Source organism: Desulfovibrio gilichinskyi, from assembly GCF_900177375.1.
Taxonomy (GTDB): domain Bacteria; phylum Desulfobacterota; class Desulfovibrionia; order Desulfovibrionales; family Desulfovibrionaceae; genus Maridesulfovibrio; species Maridesulfovibrio gilichinskyi.
The window spans coordinates 419,674-435,224 of sequence record NZ_FWZU01000005.1; the positions used below are offsets into that span (position 1 = coordinate 419,674).

Consider the following 15,551-nt stretch of genomic DNA (forward strand, 5'->3'; position numbering starts at 1 on the left):
ATCATTTTCGCATTAAAAAAGCCGGATTTATCCGGCTTTTTCAATGATCTGATAAGTACGGGAAGAATTTTTTATCCTCAGTCAGCATGTGCTCTGCGACAACTTTACCTGCTAAAAAGTCAAATAATTCTCCGGTGGATGCGTTTGCGTTTTGAAAATTAACAACTAGTTTTCTCATATCTTCAACTAAAGAGTTGTGAATCCGGCTATGCTCGTCAGCAAGCGGGAATTTAGTTTTGCGAAATATTATATCTTCGTCATGAAAATGTTTAACGGTATGTGTTATTAATTCACGGCTTATGGCGGAGACTTCCTCGTCTGGCCCCCCTGTTATGATTACAGATAGGAGGTCATTTGCAAGTATGAAGAGTTTTCTGTGCTGGTTGTCAATGGTGCTGTTGCCGCTCTCGTATTCTTTCTTCCATACAAGAGAGATAAAAGAAGTGCGACTGCTGTCTCCTGCAAAATTTTTCTCGCCATGCACCAAAGTCACGACACAATTCCGTCCTGAATTTTTAGCTCTATAAAGGGCCCTATCGACCAGTTTCAGCCGTGATTCAAGATCGTTTCCGCCCCCCTGAAAAGTGGTTAAGCCTATACTTACGGTAAAAGTTACAGGTCCTTTTGCGGTTTGAACAATAAGTTTTTCAATTCCTTTCCGTAAGCGTTCAGCAATGCTATGTGCGAGCTTAGAGTCTATATTGATCAGCAAAACTCCGAATTCTTCCCCTCCCAAACGACCTAACACATCAAATGATCTCAGCTCCTTTTTACAGCAATCAGCCAAAGCTATGAGAACCGTATCTCCTACATCATGCCCGTAAGTATCGTTTACATCTTTGAAATGATCGATATCAAGCATCAGTAGAGCTTGCGGCTCATGGAATCTATCCCCTCTGGTCATTTCGCGTGTAGCATGATCGATGAAATATCTTCTGTTTGCGATCTTGGTTAAAAAGTCTTCCTTTGCAAAACGTGTCAATTCTTCTTCAAGTTGTTTTCTTCGTGTAATATCTTGAAGTTGCGAGATGAAAAAGCGGGGAATTCCGTCCGGATTATGGACAAGTGATATATTCAGCAGTCCATTTATTAAATGGCCTTTTTTGTGAAAATATCTCTTTTCCATTTGAGCTGTCTGTATGTTACCTGCAAGCATTTGCTTAATTGCTTCAAGGCTTTCATTAAAGTCGTCCGGGTGGGTGATGTCCTGAAATTTCATGGACATAAGCTCAGTTTCTTTATATCCGAGGATTTCACATATAGCTTTATTTACTTTCAGATATGCTCCGCCCGGAGAAACGATGGCCATTCCGATTGAAGCATAGGTGAATGCATTTAGGAAAATGTCGTGGTCATGCGCCATCATCTTATCCTGCCCATGAAAAATGCGTGAATTTTAAAAAAGTCTAATGCCGACAGATTAGGGTATTTAGGTAGTTCGGTAAACGGTTTATGGCTGAAATTATATTTCATTAGTAAACTATTAAGATTCGGTTGTCCTTTATTAAATGTTATTTTTGGCATTCTTACTGCGCTGTAGAACTATTCTGCTTCACTTAATTCTGTTTACATATGTGTTTTTTTGGGATAGAAGCAATTCTCTTAATCTCAAGAGGAAAATCCACAAAGTTGGTGGCGACGAACAAAACGTTGCGACCGATGGAATGCAATCTTGAGAGACCCTTTTAGGGCATTAGGGATAAAGTACGGCGTTTGCGCCAATGGTCAAGTTGTGTGTCGGCTGCCTCGGAACGCTGCTCAGTTTGATTTCAATGTACTTTCCCCATTTTAATATATGCCGAAATTTTGTCCGAGGACATCGTTGTTGGAGGTAACTTATGGAAAATAATGAAAACTTGAACTCCGAAATGGAGATGGACTTTGAGGCTGCCCTTGAAGACTATCTAAATGCTGATTTCGGAAACTTGGATGAAGGAAGCATTGTTGTCGGTGAAGTTGTTAAAGTTGATAAGGATTTCGTTCTTATTGATGTTAACTTCAAATCCGAAGGACAGATTGCTGCATCTGAATTCCTTGATGTAGATGGACAGATGACCGTAAAGGTCGGTGACAAAGTTGACGTTTATGTTTCAAACAAAAACGAAAACGAAGGAACTATCCATCTTTCCCGTGACAAAGCTAAACGTATGCAGCTCTTCGACAAACTCGAAGAAATGCAGGAAGATGAAGGCATTGTCGAAGGTAGAATTGTTCGCCGTATTAAAGGTGGTTACACTGTCGATCTCGACGGCGTTGAAGCATTCCTGCCTGGTTCCCACGTTGATCTTCGTCCAGTTCCAGATATGGACGCTCTCGTTGATCAGACATACGAATTTAAGATTCTTAAGATCAACCGTCGTCGCAGCAACGTTATCGTTTCAAGACGTGTTCTTCTCGAAGAACAGCGTAATGAAATGCGTTCCAAGTTGCTCGAAACTCTTGAAGAAGAGCAGACTATCATCGGTAAGGTTAAGAACATCACTGAATACGGTGTGTTCATCGACCTCGGTGGTCTCGACGGACTTCTCCATATTACCGACATGTCTTGGAAGCGTATCAAGCATCCTAAAGAAATGGTCTCTCTCGGTGACGAACTTGAGCTCAGAGTTCTTAACTTTGACCAGGAAGGACAGAAAGTCTCTCTTGGACTCAAACAGCTCGTTCCAGATCCTTGGGAAGATATTTCCGGTAAATATCCTGAAGGTTCCAAGTTCTCCGGTAAGGTTACCAACCTCGCCGATTACGGTGCATTCGTTGAACTTGAAGCCGGCGTTGAAGGACTTGTTCACATTTCTGAAATGTCCTGGACCCGCAAACTCCGTCACCCTTCACAGATGGTACGTGTAGGCGACGAAGTTGACGTTATTGTTTTGGGTGTTGATCCCGACAAGAAGCGCATCTCTCTCGGTATGAAGCAAGTTAAGCCTAATCCTTGGGACGTTGTTGCAGAGAAGTTCCCTGAAGGAACTGTTCTTGAAGGCCAGATCAAAAATATCACAGAATTTGGTGTATTCATCGGTATCGAAGACGGTATTGACGGACTCATCCACGTTTCTGATATTTCCTGGACAAGAAAAGTACGTCACCCTTCAGAAGTTTACAGTGTAGGCGACTCCGTTCAGGCGAAAGTCCTAACTGTTGACAAAGAAAACGAAAAATTCACTCTTGGTGTTAAACAGCTTTCTGATGACCCATGGTCTCAGGTACCTACAAAGTACCCAGTCGGCTGCACCCTTGAAGGACTTATCACCAATATCACTGATTTCGGTCTCTTCGTTGAGGTTGAAGAAGGTATTGAAGGTTTAGTTCACGTTTCTGAAATTTCTCACAAGAAGATCAAAAATCCTTCTGAGATGTTTAAAGAAGGCGTTACTATCCAAGCTAAAGTCATTCATGTCAGTGCTGATGAACGCAGACTCGGTCTGTCCATCAAACAGCTGAAAGAAGAAGAAGACAAGCGCAAACCTAAAGAATTCCGTTCAGGACCTGCTGATGCAGGTAACTCACTGGGCGAGCTCCTTAGACAGAAGCTTGAAGATGCAACCGAAGCTAAAGCTGCTGCAGAGACTGAGGATGACGAATCCTAGGCATAGTTTCTCAGCACGGCATCCGTTTCTATTCGGTTTCAGCCTGCTTATAATGGCTGTGGTCCTCCTATGGGGGGCCACAGCCTTTTTTAATGGCAAAGCAAGAGTTTTGTTTGGAGCAGGTTCAATAGGAATTGTTAACGTTCAGGGAACTATTACAGACTCATTACCTGCGGTGAAATTTCTGCGGGAGCTTCGCAAAGACAGTTCCGTTAAAGGCGTTCTTTTACGAGTTAATTCGCCTGGGGGGACTATTGCTCCGTCACAGGAACTATATCTGGCTGTAAAGCGTTTTGCGCAGGTTAAGCCTATTGTTGCTTCATTTGGAACTGTTGCTGCTTCAGGCGGGTATTACGCCGCGGCCCCTGCTACGCAGATTGTAGCCAACTCCGGCTCAATCACCGGAAGCATCGGGGTTAAAGCCGAGTATGCGAGTTTTAAGCAGCTTATGGAGAAGGTCGGCGTTAAACCTGTTCAGATCACCAGCGGACCGCTCAAAGGTGCGGGGTCGCCGTATGCTGAACTGACTCCTGAGCAGCATGAATATCTTATGGGACTGATTATGGACCTTCATAATCAATTTGTAAGTGACGTTGCATCGGCTCGCAAACTTGACCGAAAAGTTGTAGAAAAAATTGCTGACGGAAGAGCTCTCACCGGACGAGAAGCAAAAGAGCTGGGACTCGTTGACAGATTAGGCGGATTTGAAGATGCGGTTACTCTTTTAAAGGCTCTTTGCGGTATTGAAGGGGATGTTGTCGTCAAAGAAGGTCCGGAAAAGGAGAAATCTTTAATTTCGGAAATATTCGGCATGTTGGGGCTTAAGACTTCCGGTTCTTTTTCCGCTGACGGATTGATTTTTTCTTATTAGATATTTAATTTTTAAGCAGCTGAGAGTTACAATTCGATCAATAGTCAGATCTTTTTGCAAAGGGGTGGCAGTTTATGGAATGTAAATTTATAGGTGTCGGTGATGCTTTTGATGGAAAACACACCAATACAAGTTTGTATGTTAAAATTAAAGACAGATCATTATTATTCGATTGCGGATTTAACTCAGCTCATTCTTTTTTCCAGCTTGTTCCTAGTGCCTTAGATCTGGATATCCTTTGGATTTCGCATTTTCACGGGGACCATTATTTCGGCTTACCGATGCTTTTGGGAAGTTTCTATTCTTCGGAAAGAAAGGAACCCTTAACTATTTGCGGACCTGTCGGAATAGAAGATAAAGTCAGGACCTTAACAGCTCTTGCTTATCCTAACTTATTATCAAAGCTTTCTTTTGAACTTAAATTTTATGAATTTACGCCTGAGTCTGTTAAAGATATTTCGGGTATTACGATAAGTTCTTTTGGAACAGATCATTTCGAATCCGCAGGAGCTTCACTTGCTGTCCGAATTGATTATGAAGGATTTTCCTTTTTTTATGCCGGTGACGGGGCTGTTTCCTCAGAGAATCTTGCACAGATAAGCGGAGTTGATCTTGCTGTTTTCGAAGCATACAATTTAGATGTAGCCGAAAATGGACATTCGTCAGTTAAGCAGTGTTTGGATTTTGCACTTAAAGCAAAAATAAAACAGGTTGCACTTGTGCATCTTAACAGGTTTGTGCGAACCTATCATCTGGACGAAATTTTAGAGCTTATAAAAGAGGTAGAAGATGTAAACGTATTACTGCCGGAGGAAGGGCATTTATTGCATTTCTCAGGTAATTAGCATTTGACTTCTATGCCTCGAAGTGAGGAACTCAGTGGCATCTAATTATGACCAAATTGTTCGGGATTATTTTGAAGGTCGCTCAGGGTATACAATCCTTTTAAGTGATGAGCCTTCATTTTATAAGCTTCTCAGAGGGACGCTATATAAAATTCTGGCAATTCGCAGAGATTGTTTAAGCTATTTTCAAGACCAGTCTGCAGCTATGAGCGATATTCAAAATAAGGCAGGGGAAGGTCTTCCTGTTCTTGTTTTTGTTGAACGGCTTTTAAAAGGAAAATCTACCGCAGATTTTATCCAAAACACCCGTCAGCTTTTTCCGAATGTTAAAATTATTGTCTTAACCGGAGAAACCAGTGAAGACGAATTGATTTTTCTGCATGAGATCGGTGTAAATAATATTATTACCAAACCAGTTTCTGTGGACAGTCTTGTACAGAAGCTTGCTTTTACAATTAAACCGCAGGGTAAGCTCAATCAGCTGGTTCAGGTAGGTAAGGAATTACTGCGAAAAGGTGAGCTTGAAAAAGTAATGCACGTCAGTGCTAAGATCCTTGAAATTAAGCCTGACAGTCCTGCAGCCTTGATGTTGCTCGGGGATGCTTTAAGCGGGCTTGGCAGAAGAAGCGAAGCTCTTAAAGCTTTTTTAAAAGCTCACGAACAATCTACAGTTTTTATGGAGCCGATTAAAAAATTGGCTGAATTCTATAAAGATAGTGATAGTGAACAGTATTTATTGTACTTAAAGAAACTTGATAAGATCAGTCCCCTTAATACCGAGCGAAAGTGCGAAATAGGGCGCGTCCATTTAGGGCGCGAAGAGCTTGACGCAGCGGAAGTTTTTTTTGATCAGGCCGTAAAGTGTTCGATAAGAGAGGCTCATGGTTATCTTTCGCAGGTTATGAGCGGTATTGCTGAATCGCTGATCGAAGTTTCCCCCTCAATGGCTGAAAAATATTATAGCAAGCTTCTTTCTGTAAAATCGGGCAATCTTTCCGCTGATGATCTTGAAACGTATAATCGACTCGGGATCGCTATGCGAAAACAGGGCAAGTGGGAAATGGCTGTTGCCAACTACAAGGAAGCTCTTAAGGTCGCACCGAATGAAGCTGGCCTTTATTACAATATAGGGCTGGCTTATACTGACGGCAAAGAGTATGCTAAGTGTGCTCAGTCTTTCAATAAAGCCATAAAATCAGATCAGGAGATTTATAAAAAGTCTCCGTCTGTAGCTCGGAACATAGCAGGTATTTTTTTGAAAGTAGGTATGGCCAGCGAAGCTAGACGTGTAATTGAAGAAGGTGTGGCGGCTTTTCCTGATGATTCTAAACTGAAAGATTTGCTAAAAAAAATACCTAACTAGCTATGTTTATTTGTGTATTATTAATAACTATATTAAATATTCTGACTTGAGGTAATTCATTTGAGTCGGTTTTAAGGTTAGCCGATGTATTTAATTTCTGCTCTTGTTTTAGGATTTATCATTTTTATGATTATTTATGCCCGCTACATGAATGTTAGCGGGGATATTTCCAGACGCAAAATGCAGGTCGATAATTTTCGCGATCAGGTAGAATTCAGAGTGAAGCGACTTGTTATCGGAACAAGGCAGATACACGAAGAACTGGCTCTTGAAATTGAAAGGCTTGAAGAGTTGAAGAGTGAGCTGCGTAATATCGGTGATGTAAAATGCTAGTCTTTCTCGTCCTTTCAGGCGGGTTTATGATCCTTGCTTTAATCATCAATAATATGATTACAACATGGCATACTGATAGGCTAAAAGCCTTTAAGATCGAAGAAGTTAATTTGCGAAACCGCCTTGACGGAGCTATTGACAGCCAGCGTAATGCCCTGATTGAGCTTAGGAATGTTAAGTTTGAAATTGTTAATTATGAAAATATGATAGAAAGTCAGTATATGGATGACGGCTTTGAATAGAAGACCATTATATATAGAATTTTAAATCCCTTCAAACTCTGGTTTGAAGGGATTTTTTAGTGCTAAGGAAAGTGCTGCGGACCTGCTAAACATGAATATCTGTTGCAGCCACTTCATCTCCTGAAAGGACCGTGGCTATTTTTTCAGCTCCGCCAGCTTCATCTCCATTCGAATCGTACCAAAGGGTGTGGTCGGAATCGAAAACGAAATGGGCATCATTGTTTCCGAATGATCCGTTGGAACCATCATATGCAGAATCGAGATTTGTGAGCGTTTGGTTGGTAGAAGGATCAAAATCATTTCCGCTGAAACTGAAGTAATCTTGTCCGCTTTTGAAATCTTGGATTTGGTCTCCACCGTCGGAAAGTGATGTGTACTCAAGAACTGATGTTGCTGCGTTATTGAGGTTAAAGGTATCCATTCCTGCTCCGCCTTGGAATATTTCAGATCCGGCAATGGTCAGGCCATTGAAAGTATCATTGCCTGCTGACCCTATAATGTGCTGGATATTCGTGAAAGTATCCTTGAAAGTGAGTGGCCCATCGTCATGAGCGTTTCCAGCTCCTTCGGCTGTCATAGTAATGGTCATAGGGCTGCTCATTGATGAATAACTCAGCGTGTTAGTTCCGCCGGCACCATCATATGTATCATTTCCTGCACTTCCGTTGAATATTTCATTACCAGAACTTCCGGTAATGTCGTCGGCAGAGTTGGTTCCGGTAAATCCTTCAATGTGCGAGAGGGTGTCCGTTCCGCCGCTATGGGCTACCGTAATGTCGTTACCCTCTGAAACCGTGAATGTTACTCCGGTTGTAGAATGGGCATAGGAAACAGTATCAATGCCGCCTCCACCGTCGATTGTATTGTCACCGTCCATTCCTGCGAAATATTCATTACCGCAACTGCCTGTCATATGGTCAATTTCAGCTGTTCCTATGAACCCTTCAATGTGTGATAAAGTGTCTTCTCCACCACTATGGGTGACAATAGTAGAGGTTTCACCCGCTGCGACAGTGAAAGTTATGCCGGTTGTAGAATGGGCATAGGAAACAGTATCAAATCCGTCACCGCCATCAATCGTGTTAGATCCGTCCTCACCGAACAGTAGATCATTGCCGGCCAAGCCGTAAATGTTGTCGTCTCCGCCGTTACCATGGAGAATATTATCGCTGACTGAACCTGTAATATTGTCCGCATGTGCAGAACCGATAACATTTTCAATGTTTTTTATGGACGATGAATATTGTTCAGACTCATTCTCGGTCATTATAAAGGCCATTTCGGAATCAAGATTTATATCCAAATGATAATTCGATCCAAGCATTTCATATTGAATCCAGTCTGATCCGCCCTTTCCATCAATAGTATCATTTCCAAGCAATCCTTCAAATCTGTTTTCATACTCGTCACCGAGCAGAGTATCATTGAAATTTGAACCGATAGCCCCTTCGATGCTGACCAGAGTATCATTTCCGTCAGCACCTGTTGCTATATGGTTAAGAATGTCTACAACAACACCCCCGGTTGCATCTGCGTATGAAACGAAGTCAATGTCTGTGCCGGAAGTTCCGCCGTCGAGGTAGTCATTTCCACGACCCCCGTTGAGCATATCTTCACCTGCTCCACCGTATAGAGTGTCGTTTCCGTCTTTCCCGTAAAGTTCGTCATCCCCTCCAAGGCCATAAATAATGTCAACGCCTGATGTACCTGTGAGGACGTTTGCATTATCATCTCCCGTGATAACATGAGTATCAGCACCTTCATTGGAGCTGTGAGTCTGACCTGTTTCTGTTTTTCTTTCTACTGGGTCAACAGGATCAAGCAGTGGATCCTGCACAGGCTCAGTGTATGGTTCTGGTGAATGGGGAGAAGTTGGCTCTGATGGAGGTTGTTCATGACCTGCCATTGCCATCATAGTCAGAATGACTGGAGCCCCTGTTTCCTGTCCGGGCAGCACCCCATTAGAACTGAGCAGCCCGCCTTCGCCTCCATCTGGAGTACCCTCTTGCTGGGGGCCGTCTCCATCATGATTCTGCGGGTCATCAGTCTGATCGTCCGGGGCGTCTTCGCCGTTATTGTTATGCTCGTCGTTAATTTCCTGTTCCTGCCTGATATTCTCGGGGGCTATTTCGCGGAATGTATTTAATTCCTGTAAAGACAAAGGGCGGACCGCGCTAAGTGCGCCGGATGCTGAAACGTCTACTATACCTTGCGGCTGTGCTATTTGGCGAATTGCGCCTGTGATATTACTTTGAACAATTAAAGCCTTTCCACTGTGAATTTCTTCAACTCCGTGTTTTTCACTCTGCCCGGGAATTACTTCATGAACTGTAATGGTGCCGCGAATACCTATTGTGGCAAGTGGAGATCCTACTTTAAATCTTTCCGGGTTTTGCTCGGCAATTTTTCCTGTGACTACGCGAAATGTTCCTTCGGTGATTTTTACTAACAGTTCTGAAGCAGAGCTGTCACTTGGGTCGTATGCGTAATCATCTAGAGTTATGCGGGAATTTGAACCTTGTGATAAAAGAGTGTCATCAATGAACCTTATTTCAACATTTCCAGCAGGCCCGGTGACGAGGTCCTCGCCTTCATATATATGACTTCCTGCTTCAAGCACGCGTGAACCTGCTTCAGATTCGGCATATGCTTGTCCTGTTAGTCCGGTAACTACACCTATTTCGCTTGCGGATGGTTGAAGATCTGGCATTGTTGTTCCAATTAAGCGGTTAAATTCGTTGATTTTTGGTTTAAAGATTAAACACTAGCAATATATCAGTTTTAATAAAATATGTCATTTTTAAATAAATTTTAATTATTACTGCAAGATAGTATATAAATATAATGATTTTTTTTATTACTTGAAGACGCTTATGGCTGATTTGAATTTAATTCATTCGTAATTGCTTGTGCGATGTTACTTGTCTTAGAACGTAAATATAGTGTAGTGTTCTACTACCAATTAAATGTTATTTGTGCTGCTACGCCGGAGGAAGCAATGGGATTTTTGAAAAAAAGTGCATCGCCAAATGGAAAATCTTCTGTATGGCTCAGAATTGCAATTCCCACCGTTGTTTCTCTTCTGTTGTTCAGTTTTGTTTTGTTTTTTGTGCAGATGCCTGCAGTAGAAGAAGCGATGCTTTCGCAGAAAAAGGCTTCTTTAAAGCACATGACTCAGGTTGCAATAAGTTTGCTTGATCACATCCGCACTCAGGAAAAAGATGGTTTAATTACAGCCGAAGAGGCTAGAAAAAAGGGAACAGATATACTCCAGTCTTTACGCTTCGGCCCTGATAATAAGGACTATTTTTGGGTGATGGATTACTCTCCGCGAATGATCATGCATCCATACCGTCCGGAAATGAACGGGAAAGAATTGACTGATTATGTTGATTTACAGGGAAAGCATCTTTTCAGAGAAATGGCAAATGCGACTGAAACTACTGGTGAGGGGTTCGTTAATTACTATTGGCAGTGGAAAGATAAACCCGGCACAATTGCACCGAAGCTTTCATTTGTAAAAAAGTACGATCCTTGGCAGTGGATTATAGGTACCGGACTATATTTGGATGATGTTGAAGCAGAGGTCGCAACCCAGAATAGACAACTTATTATGATGACTATTGGTATATTCGGTATACTTTTGCTGCTCTCAATATATTCGATAGTTCAAAGCAGAGAAGCAGGGAAGAAGCTTCAAGAAAGTGAAAATCTTTTTAAAGGCGTTTTCAACAACAGTTTTCAACTCATTGGCGTGCTTAGCTCAGAAGGTGTTCTATTAAAGGCAAACCGGACAGCCTTGAATGTTGTCGGATTAAGTGAAGATGACATTATAGGCAGTTATTGCTGGGATGCACCTTGGTGGAATTATTCTTCTGATGTGCAGGCGCATATGAAAGAGATGGTAAAAAAAGCCTCTCATGGCGAAGCCTGTAGAGATACAGCTATTCATTTAGATACGGATGGAAATACGCTTACTATTGATCTATCTGTTAAACCGGTTTTGGGTGTAAATGGAAAAGTCAATTTTATCATACTTGAAGGGCGTGATATTTCAGCACTGAAAGAAGCTGAGAAGCAACTTGCCATAAGCGAGGCCATGTTCAGGGGCGTTTTTGACCAGTCTTTGCATTTTATGGGAGTAATTTCTGCCGATGGAAACCTCATAGAGGTTAACAAAGCCGCTCTCAATATTATCAGTTCCTCCGGTGCAGGCGTTATAGGTAAACCGTTTTGGGAAGGGCCGTGGTGGCAGAACTCGAAGGACTTGATTCCAATGGTGAAAGATGCTGTTAAGCGTGCAGCCGAGGGCCAGACTATTCGTAGGCAGGCTATTACACATCCTTCGCCGTCTGGATTTATTTATGTGGATTTTTCATTGCATCCTGCATTCGGGCCTGACGGTAAACTGCTTTTCCTTATTGCGGAAGGAAGAGATATTACCGAGCTCAAAATGGTTCAGGATCAATTAAAATCTTTAAATGAAGAGCTTGAGGTAAAAGTTGAAGAGCGAACTAAAGAACTGAGTGATTCTGTTAACCGTCTTGAAAGTGCTCAAAATCAATTGATTCAATCAGAAAAAATGGCTGCACTCGGTGATCTTGTCGCAGGAGTCGCACATGAAATCAACACTCCTATAGGCATTAGTGTGACAAGTATCAGTTATATGGAAGAAAAGCTTAGGGAAATTGTTGAGAAAGTTAAAAATGGAGAGCTTCGTAAATCTGATCTTGATAAGTTTATAGCAATTGCTGTGGAAGCTACAAAGTCCAGTATGCTTAATCTGCACAGGGCTGCTGAACTGATAGGAAATTTTAAGCAGGTTGCTGTTGATCAAACTTCCGGCCAAAAGCGCAAAATAAATTTACATGAATATCTTGATGAAATATTACTGAGTCTTCGTTCAAAATATAAGAGAACGCAGCACAAAATAACTATTACCTGTCCCGATGATCTTTTTCTTGATACCTGGCCCGGTGCATTCATGCAGATATTTTCAAATTTAATTATTAATTCGCTGCTGCATGGTTTTGACGGCGTGGAGGCAGGAAATATTGTTATAAGGGCTGAAGTGAATGATGAAAATCTTGTGCTGCACTATAGTGACGACGGTAACGGTATGGCAGAAGAAAACGTTTCCAAAATATTTGAACCGTTTTTTACTACCCGCAGAGGAAGCGGCGGAACAGGGCTTGGTATGAACATTGTTTATAGTCTTGTTACCAGTCGCCTTGGAGGTTCAATCAGTTGTACCAGCGGTCCCGGCCAAGGGACTGCTTTTATCATCAAATTGCCGCTGAACATTATAGAAGTGTAATATTGATAGTTATCCACTCTTGACGGTTCGTTATTCGTAAATATCTTTTGCATACCGTGCTTGGTAAGCCCGGTTTTTGCTGCTTGTTATAAAACTAATCCGAAAAACCGGATAAGCGTTGTTTATTGTGATATTTATTTGCTAAAAATCAGGAGGCTTTTCCCTATATGACCAGTCAGATTAAAACTTTTTTTCTTCTCGCCGCGCTAACCTCGATTATTCTTTTTCTAGGCGGCATGATGGGCGGGCGTACCGGTTTGATTATTGCTTTCGGTTTAGCTGTTTTTATGAATGTCGGCAGTTATTGGTATTCGGATAAAATTGTACTTAAAATGTACAAGGCAAGGCAGCTTTCAAGAAATGATGCTCCGCAAGTTTTTGCAATGGTTGAAGAACTAGCTGCCAATGCAGGTATCCCGGCTCCGAGATTATTTCTAGTTGATCAGGATTCACCTAATGCGTTTGCCACCGGTAGAAATCCTGAAAATGCGGTTGTTGCTGTAACCAGCGGAATAATGCGTGTTCTTACACCTGAAGAATTGCGCGGGGTGCTTGCTCATGAAATCGGACATATTACAAATCATGATATTCTTATTCAGTCTGTTGCAGCTGTGCTTGCGGGAGCAATCATGATGGTTGCCAGTATGTTGAAATGGGGAGCTCTTTTCGGCTTCGGCGGCAGGGACGAAGACGGTCCCAGTCCGCTTGTAGTCATCGGGCTTGCTATTATAGCTCCTATTGCCGCAACTGTAATCCAGATGGCTATTTCACGCTCCAGAGAATACCTTGCCGACGCAACAGGTGCCAGAATTTCTCATTCTCCTAAATCCTTGGCTTCTGCCTTGTATAAGCTTGATGCTGCAGCTCGCAACATCCCTATGGATGCCAACCCTGCTACTGAGAATATGTTTATTATCAATCCGTTTAACGGAGCAAGCATGTCTAAATGGTTTAGTACGCATCCTTCCACTGAAGAACGTATCGCTAAGTTGATGGAAATGGACCGTAATCTTTAGTTTTACGAAAGCTATGAAGCATGTTCACAATAAATTAATTGTAACCTTTTTTGCTATAGTTGCTCTGGCCCATTTAGGTTTTATAACTGGAAATGGACATTGTGAGAACTTGCGGCTTACTCCTGTGGTCCGCGCTGTGCAGAAAACTTCCCCTGCTGTTGTAAACATAACTGTTGCACGGATTGTTGAACGTGGAGTTTCTCCATTTGCCCAGTTCTTTAAAAATGACCCTTTTGATATGTTTCTTGAAGGAGGGGTTGGCGGGCCGACTCGCAAGTTCAGGGCATTAAGTACCGGGTCAGGCGTGATCATTAACGGACCGAGAGGGCTTGTGCTTACTAACGCGCATGTTCTAGCCGGAGGAAGTGATATTACGGTCAGGCTGATTAACGGCGACGAATTTAAGGCTGAAATTATCGGTTCTGATGCAGATTTTGATCTGGCTGTGTTGAAAATAAAAGGTGCCAACGGTTTGCCTCAGGTTCAGATGGGCGATTCTTCCGACATTTACATAGGGGAAACGGTTATCGCAATCGGTAATCCCTTCGGCTATACGCACACAGTTACAACAGGAGTTGTTTCTGCTCTTAAGCGTACGGTTAAATCAGAAGACGGAGCTTTCACTGATTTTATACAAACCGATGCCGCAATTAATCCGGGTAACAGCGGCGGGCCGTTACTGAATATTCTCGGTGAACTTATCGGTATTAATACTGCGATGCAGGCCCATGCAGAAGGCATCGGATTTGCCATCCCGATTAACAGGGCTAAACGAGTGGTAGAGGAACTTCTTGCTTCCGGGAAAGTTTCTCCTGTCTGGCTTGGACTGAGCGGGCAGGACTTAGATCAGAGTTCCGCAAATTATTTCGGACTGGCTCGTGTTCACGGACTGCTTGTCAGTGAAGTTTATCGAGGTATGCCTGCCGCGCAGGCTGGGCTTGCTTCCGGTGATGTTATTTTAGCCGTGAACGGTATAGAGGTTGAAGATAAGGATGCTTATATATCATTATTGCGGGCGCAGACTCACAGTGATGATGTTGTTCTGGATGTTTTGCACAGAGGCAGGAAAGAAAAAATTAAAGTTCGCCCAACGTCTCTTGATCCGCAACAGCTTGAAAATTTCGCATGGTCAAAGTGGGGCATAAAAATAGGAAAAGACAGCCGGGGTAACGGCGTACTTGTTTCTGCCGTGCAAAAGGACAGTCCTGCCGCAAAGCTCGGCCTCCAGCCCGGGGATAAAATCCATCAGATAGGGAATAGACGTCTTAAAATACCACAGGATTTTCTTGATTCATTCTTGCGCTATCGTTTAAACCGTAAGGTTTTGATGGAAGTTCAGCGTGGCAGAAATTTTTACCACGTGAAGCTTAATTCGTAACCTGTGCGTCAATATTCTAATAAGCGTTCTGAGTATATGTCTTAAGTTTTGTGTAAATAGGTCCTGACGGTGTCAGTTCACTTTGATACAAAACTAATTCAGTTATTGTACATTCAGGAAGAGAAATCAGGCTGATTTTTCTCGCGAGCTCTATCCAATTGTCTTTTGCCTGTTTTTTTATTCTGCCTAAGGTCAGGTGAGCGTGATATGGTTTGGTGTTTTTGTCGAACCCAAGGTGTGCAAGGTTATTGTCCACTGCTGTGGCTGTATCGCATATCTCTTTGGAACCTTTAGTTAAGCCGATCCAGATAGTGCGCGGTTTTAACTGATCAGGGAAAAAACCACCCGGACCTGCGCCGACTTCAAACGACTTAAACGGAATCAGCTTTAAAACTGAATCGATTAATGGAATATCCGCTTCTGATATGTCTCCGAGAAATTTCAGAGTGAAGTGCATATTTACAGGTTTTACCCATGCTACTTTGGACTGCAAGTTGTGATTTAACATTTCCGCTTTGTCAAAAAGAGCTTTTTCCCATTCCTTAGGAACGGGATGTGCAATAAATGTTCGTATTTTTTGCATGTTATTACAACCTGTT

The 15,551-nt window shown here is 42.4% G+C and carries 12 protein-coding genes; 9 read left to right on the plus strand and 3 right to left on the minus strand.

The features are described 5' to 3' along the window. Nucleotides 1–40: 40 nt before the first annotated feature. Nucleotides 41–1,366 carry a diguanylate cyclase gene (locus B9N78_RS15775; RefSeq protein WP_085104007.1) on the minus strand — a complete coding sequence of 442 codons (1,326 nt, stop codon included), beginning with the start codon at nt 1,364–1,366 and terminating at the stop codon, nt 41–43. 472 nt (nt 1,367–1,838) lie between these two features. On the opposite strand from B9N78_RS15775, the gene B9N78_RS15780 reads away from it, so the two are divergent. From B9N78_RS15780 to B9N78_RS15805, 6 genes are all read left to right on the plus strand, one after another. Then, nucleotides 1,839–3,587 carry a 30S ribosomal protein S1 gene (locus B9N78_RS15780; protein WP_085104009.1) on the plus strand — a complete coding sequence of 583 codons (1,749 nt, stop codon included), beginning with the start codon at nt 1,839–1,841 and terminating at the stop codon, nt 3,585–3,587. Next, nucleotides 3,574–4,458 (plus strand): signal peptide peptidase SppA, encoded by an 885-nt coding sequence (gene sppA / locus B9N78_RS15785; RefSeq protein WP_085104011.1) that lies wholly within the window; start codon nt 3,574–3,576, stop codon nt 4,456–4,458. Before B9N78_RS15780 ends, sppA begins: the two co-directional genes overlap by 14 nt. 74 nt (nt 4,459–4,532) lie before the next feature. Then, complete coding sequence (locus B9N78_RS15790; protein ID WP_085104013.1) at nt 4,533–5,303, plus strand: MBL fold metallo-hydrolase; 771 nt, start codon at nt 4,533–4,535, stop codon at nt 5,301–5,303. A 34-nt stretch (nt 5,304–5,337) separates the two neighbouring features. Continuing rightward, nucleotides 5,338–6,666, plus strand: a complete 1,329-nt coding sequence (locus B9N78_RS15795; protein WP_085104015.1) for a tetratricopeptide repeat protein — start codon at nt 5,338–5,340, stop codon at nt 6,664–6,666. 84 nt (nt 6,667–6,750) lie between these two features. Continuing rightward, nucleotides 6,751–6,999: a hypothetical protein gene (locus tag B9N78_RS15800; RefSeq protein ID WP_085104017.1), complete on the plus strand. Its 249-nt coding sequence runs from the start codon at nt 6,751–6,753 to the stop codon at nt 6,997–6,999. Beyond that, the gene (locus B9N78_RS15805; RefSeq protein ID WP_085104019.1) at nt 6,993–7,241 is read left to right on the plus strand and encodes a hypothetical protein; all 249 of its coding nucleotides are present in this window, start codon (nt 6,993–6,995) and stop codon (nt 7,239–7,241) included. Before B9N78_RS15800 ends, B9N78_RS15805 begins: the two co-directional genes overlap by 7 nt. Before the next feature lie 85 nt (nt 7,242–7,326). On the opposite strand, the gene B9N78_RS15810 is transcribed toward B9N78_RS15805, so the two are convergent. After that, nucleotides 7,327–9,951: a FecR domain-containing protein gene (locus B9N78_RS15810; RefSeq protein ID WP_085104021.1), complete on the minus strand. Its 2,625-nt coding sequence runs from the start codon at nt 9,949–9,951 to the stop codon at nt 7,327–7,329. Nucleotides 9,952–10,239: 288 nt separating this feature from the next. Between B9N78_RS15810 and B9N78_RS15815 the strand changes: the two genes are divergently transcribed. The 3 genes from B9N78_RS15815 (at nt 10,240) to B9N78_RS15825 (ending at nt 14,952) form a co-directional block, all read left to right on the plus strand. Then, complete coding sequence (locus B9N78_RS15815; RefSeq protein WP_085104023.1) at nt 10,240–12,558, plus strand: cache domain-containing protein; 2,319 nt, start codon at nt 10,240–10,242, stop codon at nt 12,556–12,558. A 167-nt stretch (nt 12,559–12,725) separates the two neighbouring features. After that, the gene (htpX, locus tag B9N78_RS15820; RefSeq protein WP_085104025.1) at nt 12,726–13,574 is read left to right on the plus strand and encodes a zinc metalloprotease HtpX; all 849 of its coding nucleotides are present in this window, start codon (nt 12,726–12,728) and stop codon (nt 13,572–13,574) included. A 13-nt stretch (nt 13,575–13,587) separates the two neighbouring features. Further along, nucleotides 13,588–14,952 (plus strand): trypsin-like peptidase domain-containing protein, encoded by a 1,365-nt coding sequence (locus tag B9N78_RS15825; RefSeq protein WP_085104027.1) that lies wholly within the window; start codon nt 13,588–13,590, stop codon nt 14,950–14,952. Nucleotides 14,953–14,968: 16 nt separating this feature from the next. Here B9N78_RS15825 and thpR read toward each other — a convergent pair whose 3' ends face one another. Continuing rightward, entirely contained in the window at nt 14,969–15,535 is a 567-nt protein-coding gene (gene thpR, locus B9N78_RS15830) for an RNA 2',3'-cyclic phosphodiesterase (RefSeq protein ID WP_085104029.1), read from the minus strand. Nucleotides 15,536–15,551 lie beyond the last annotated feature (16 nt).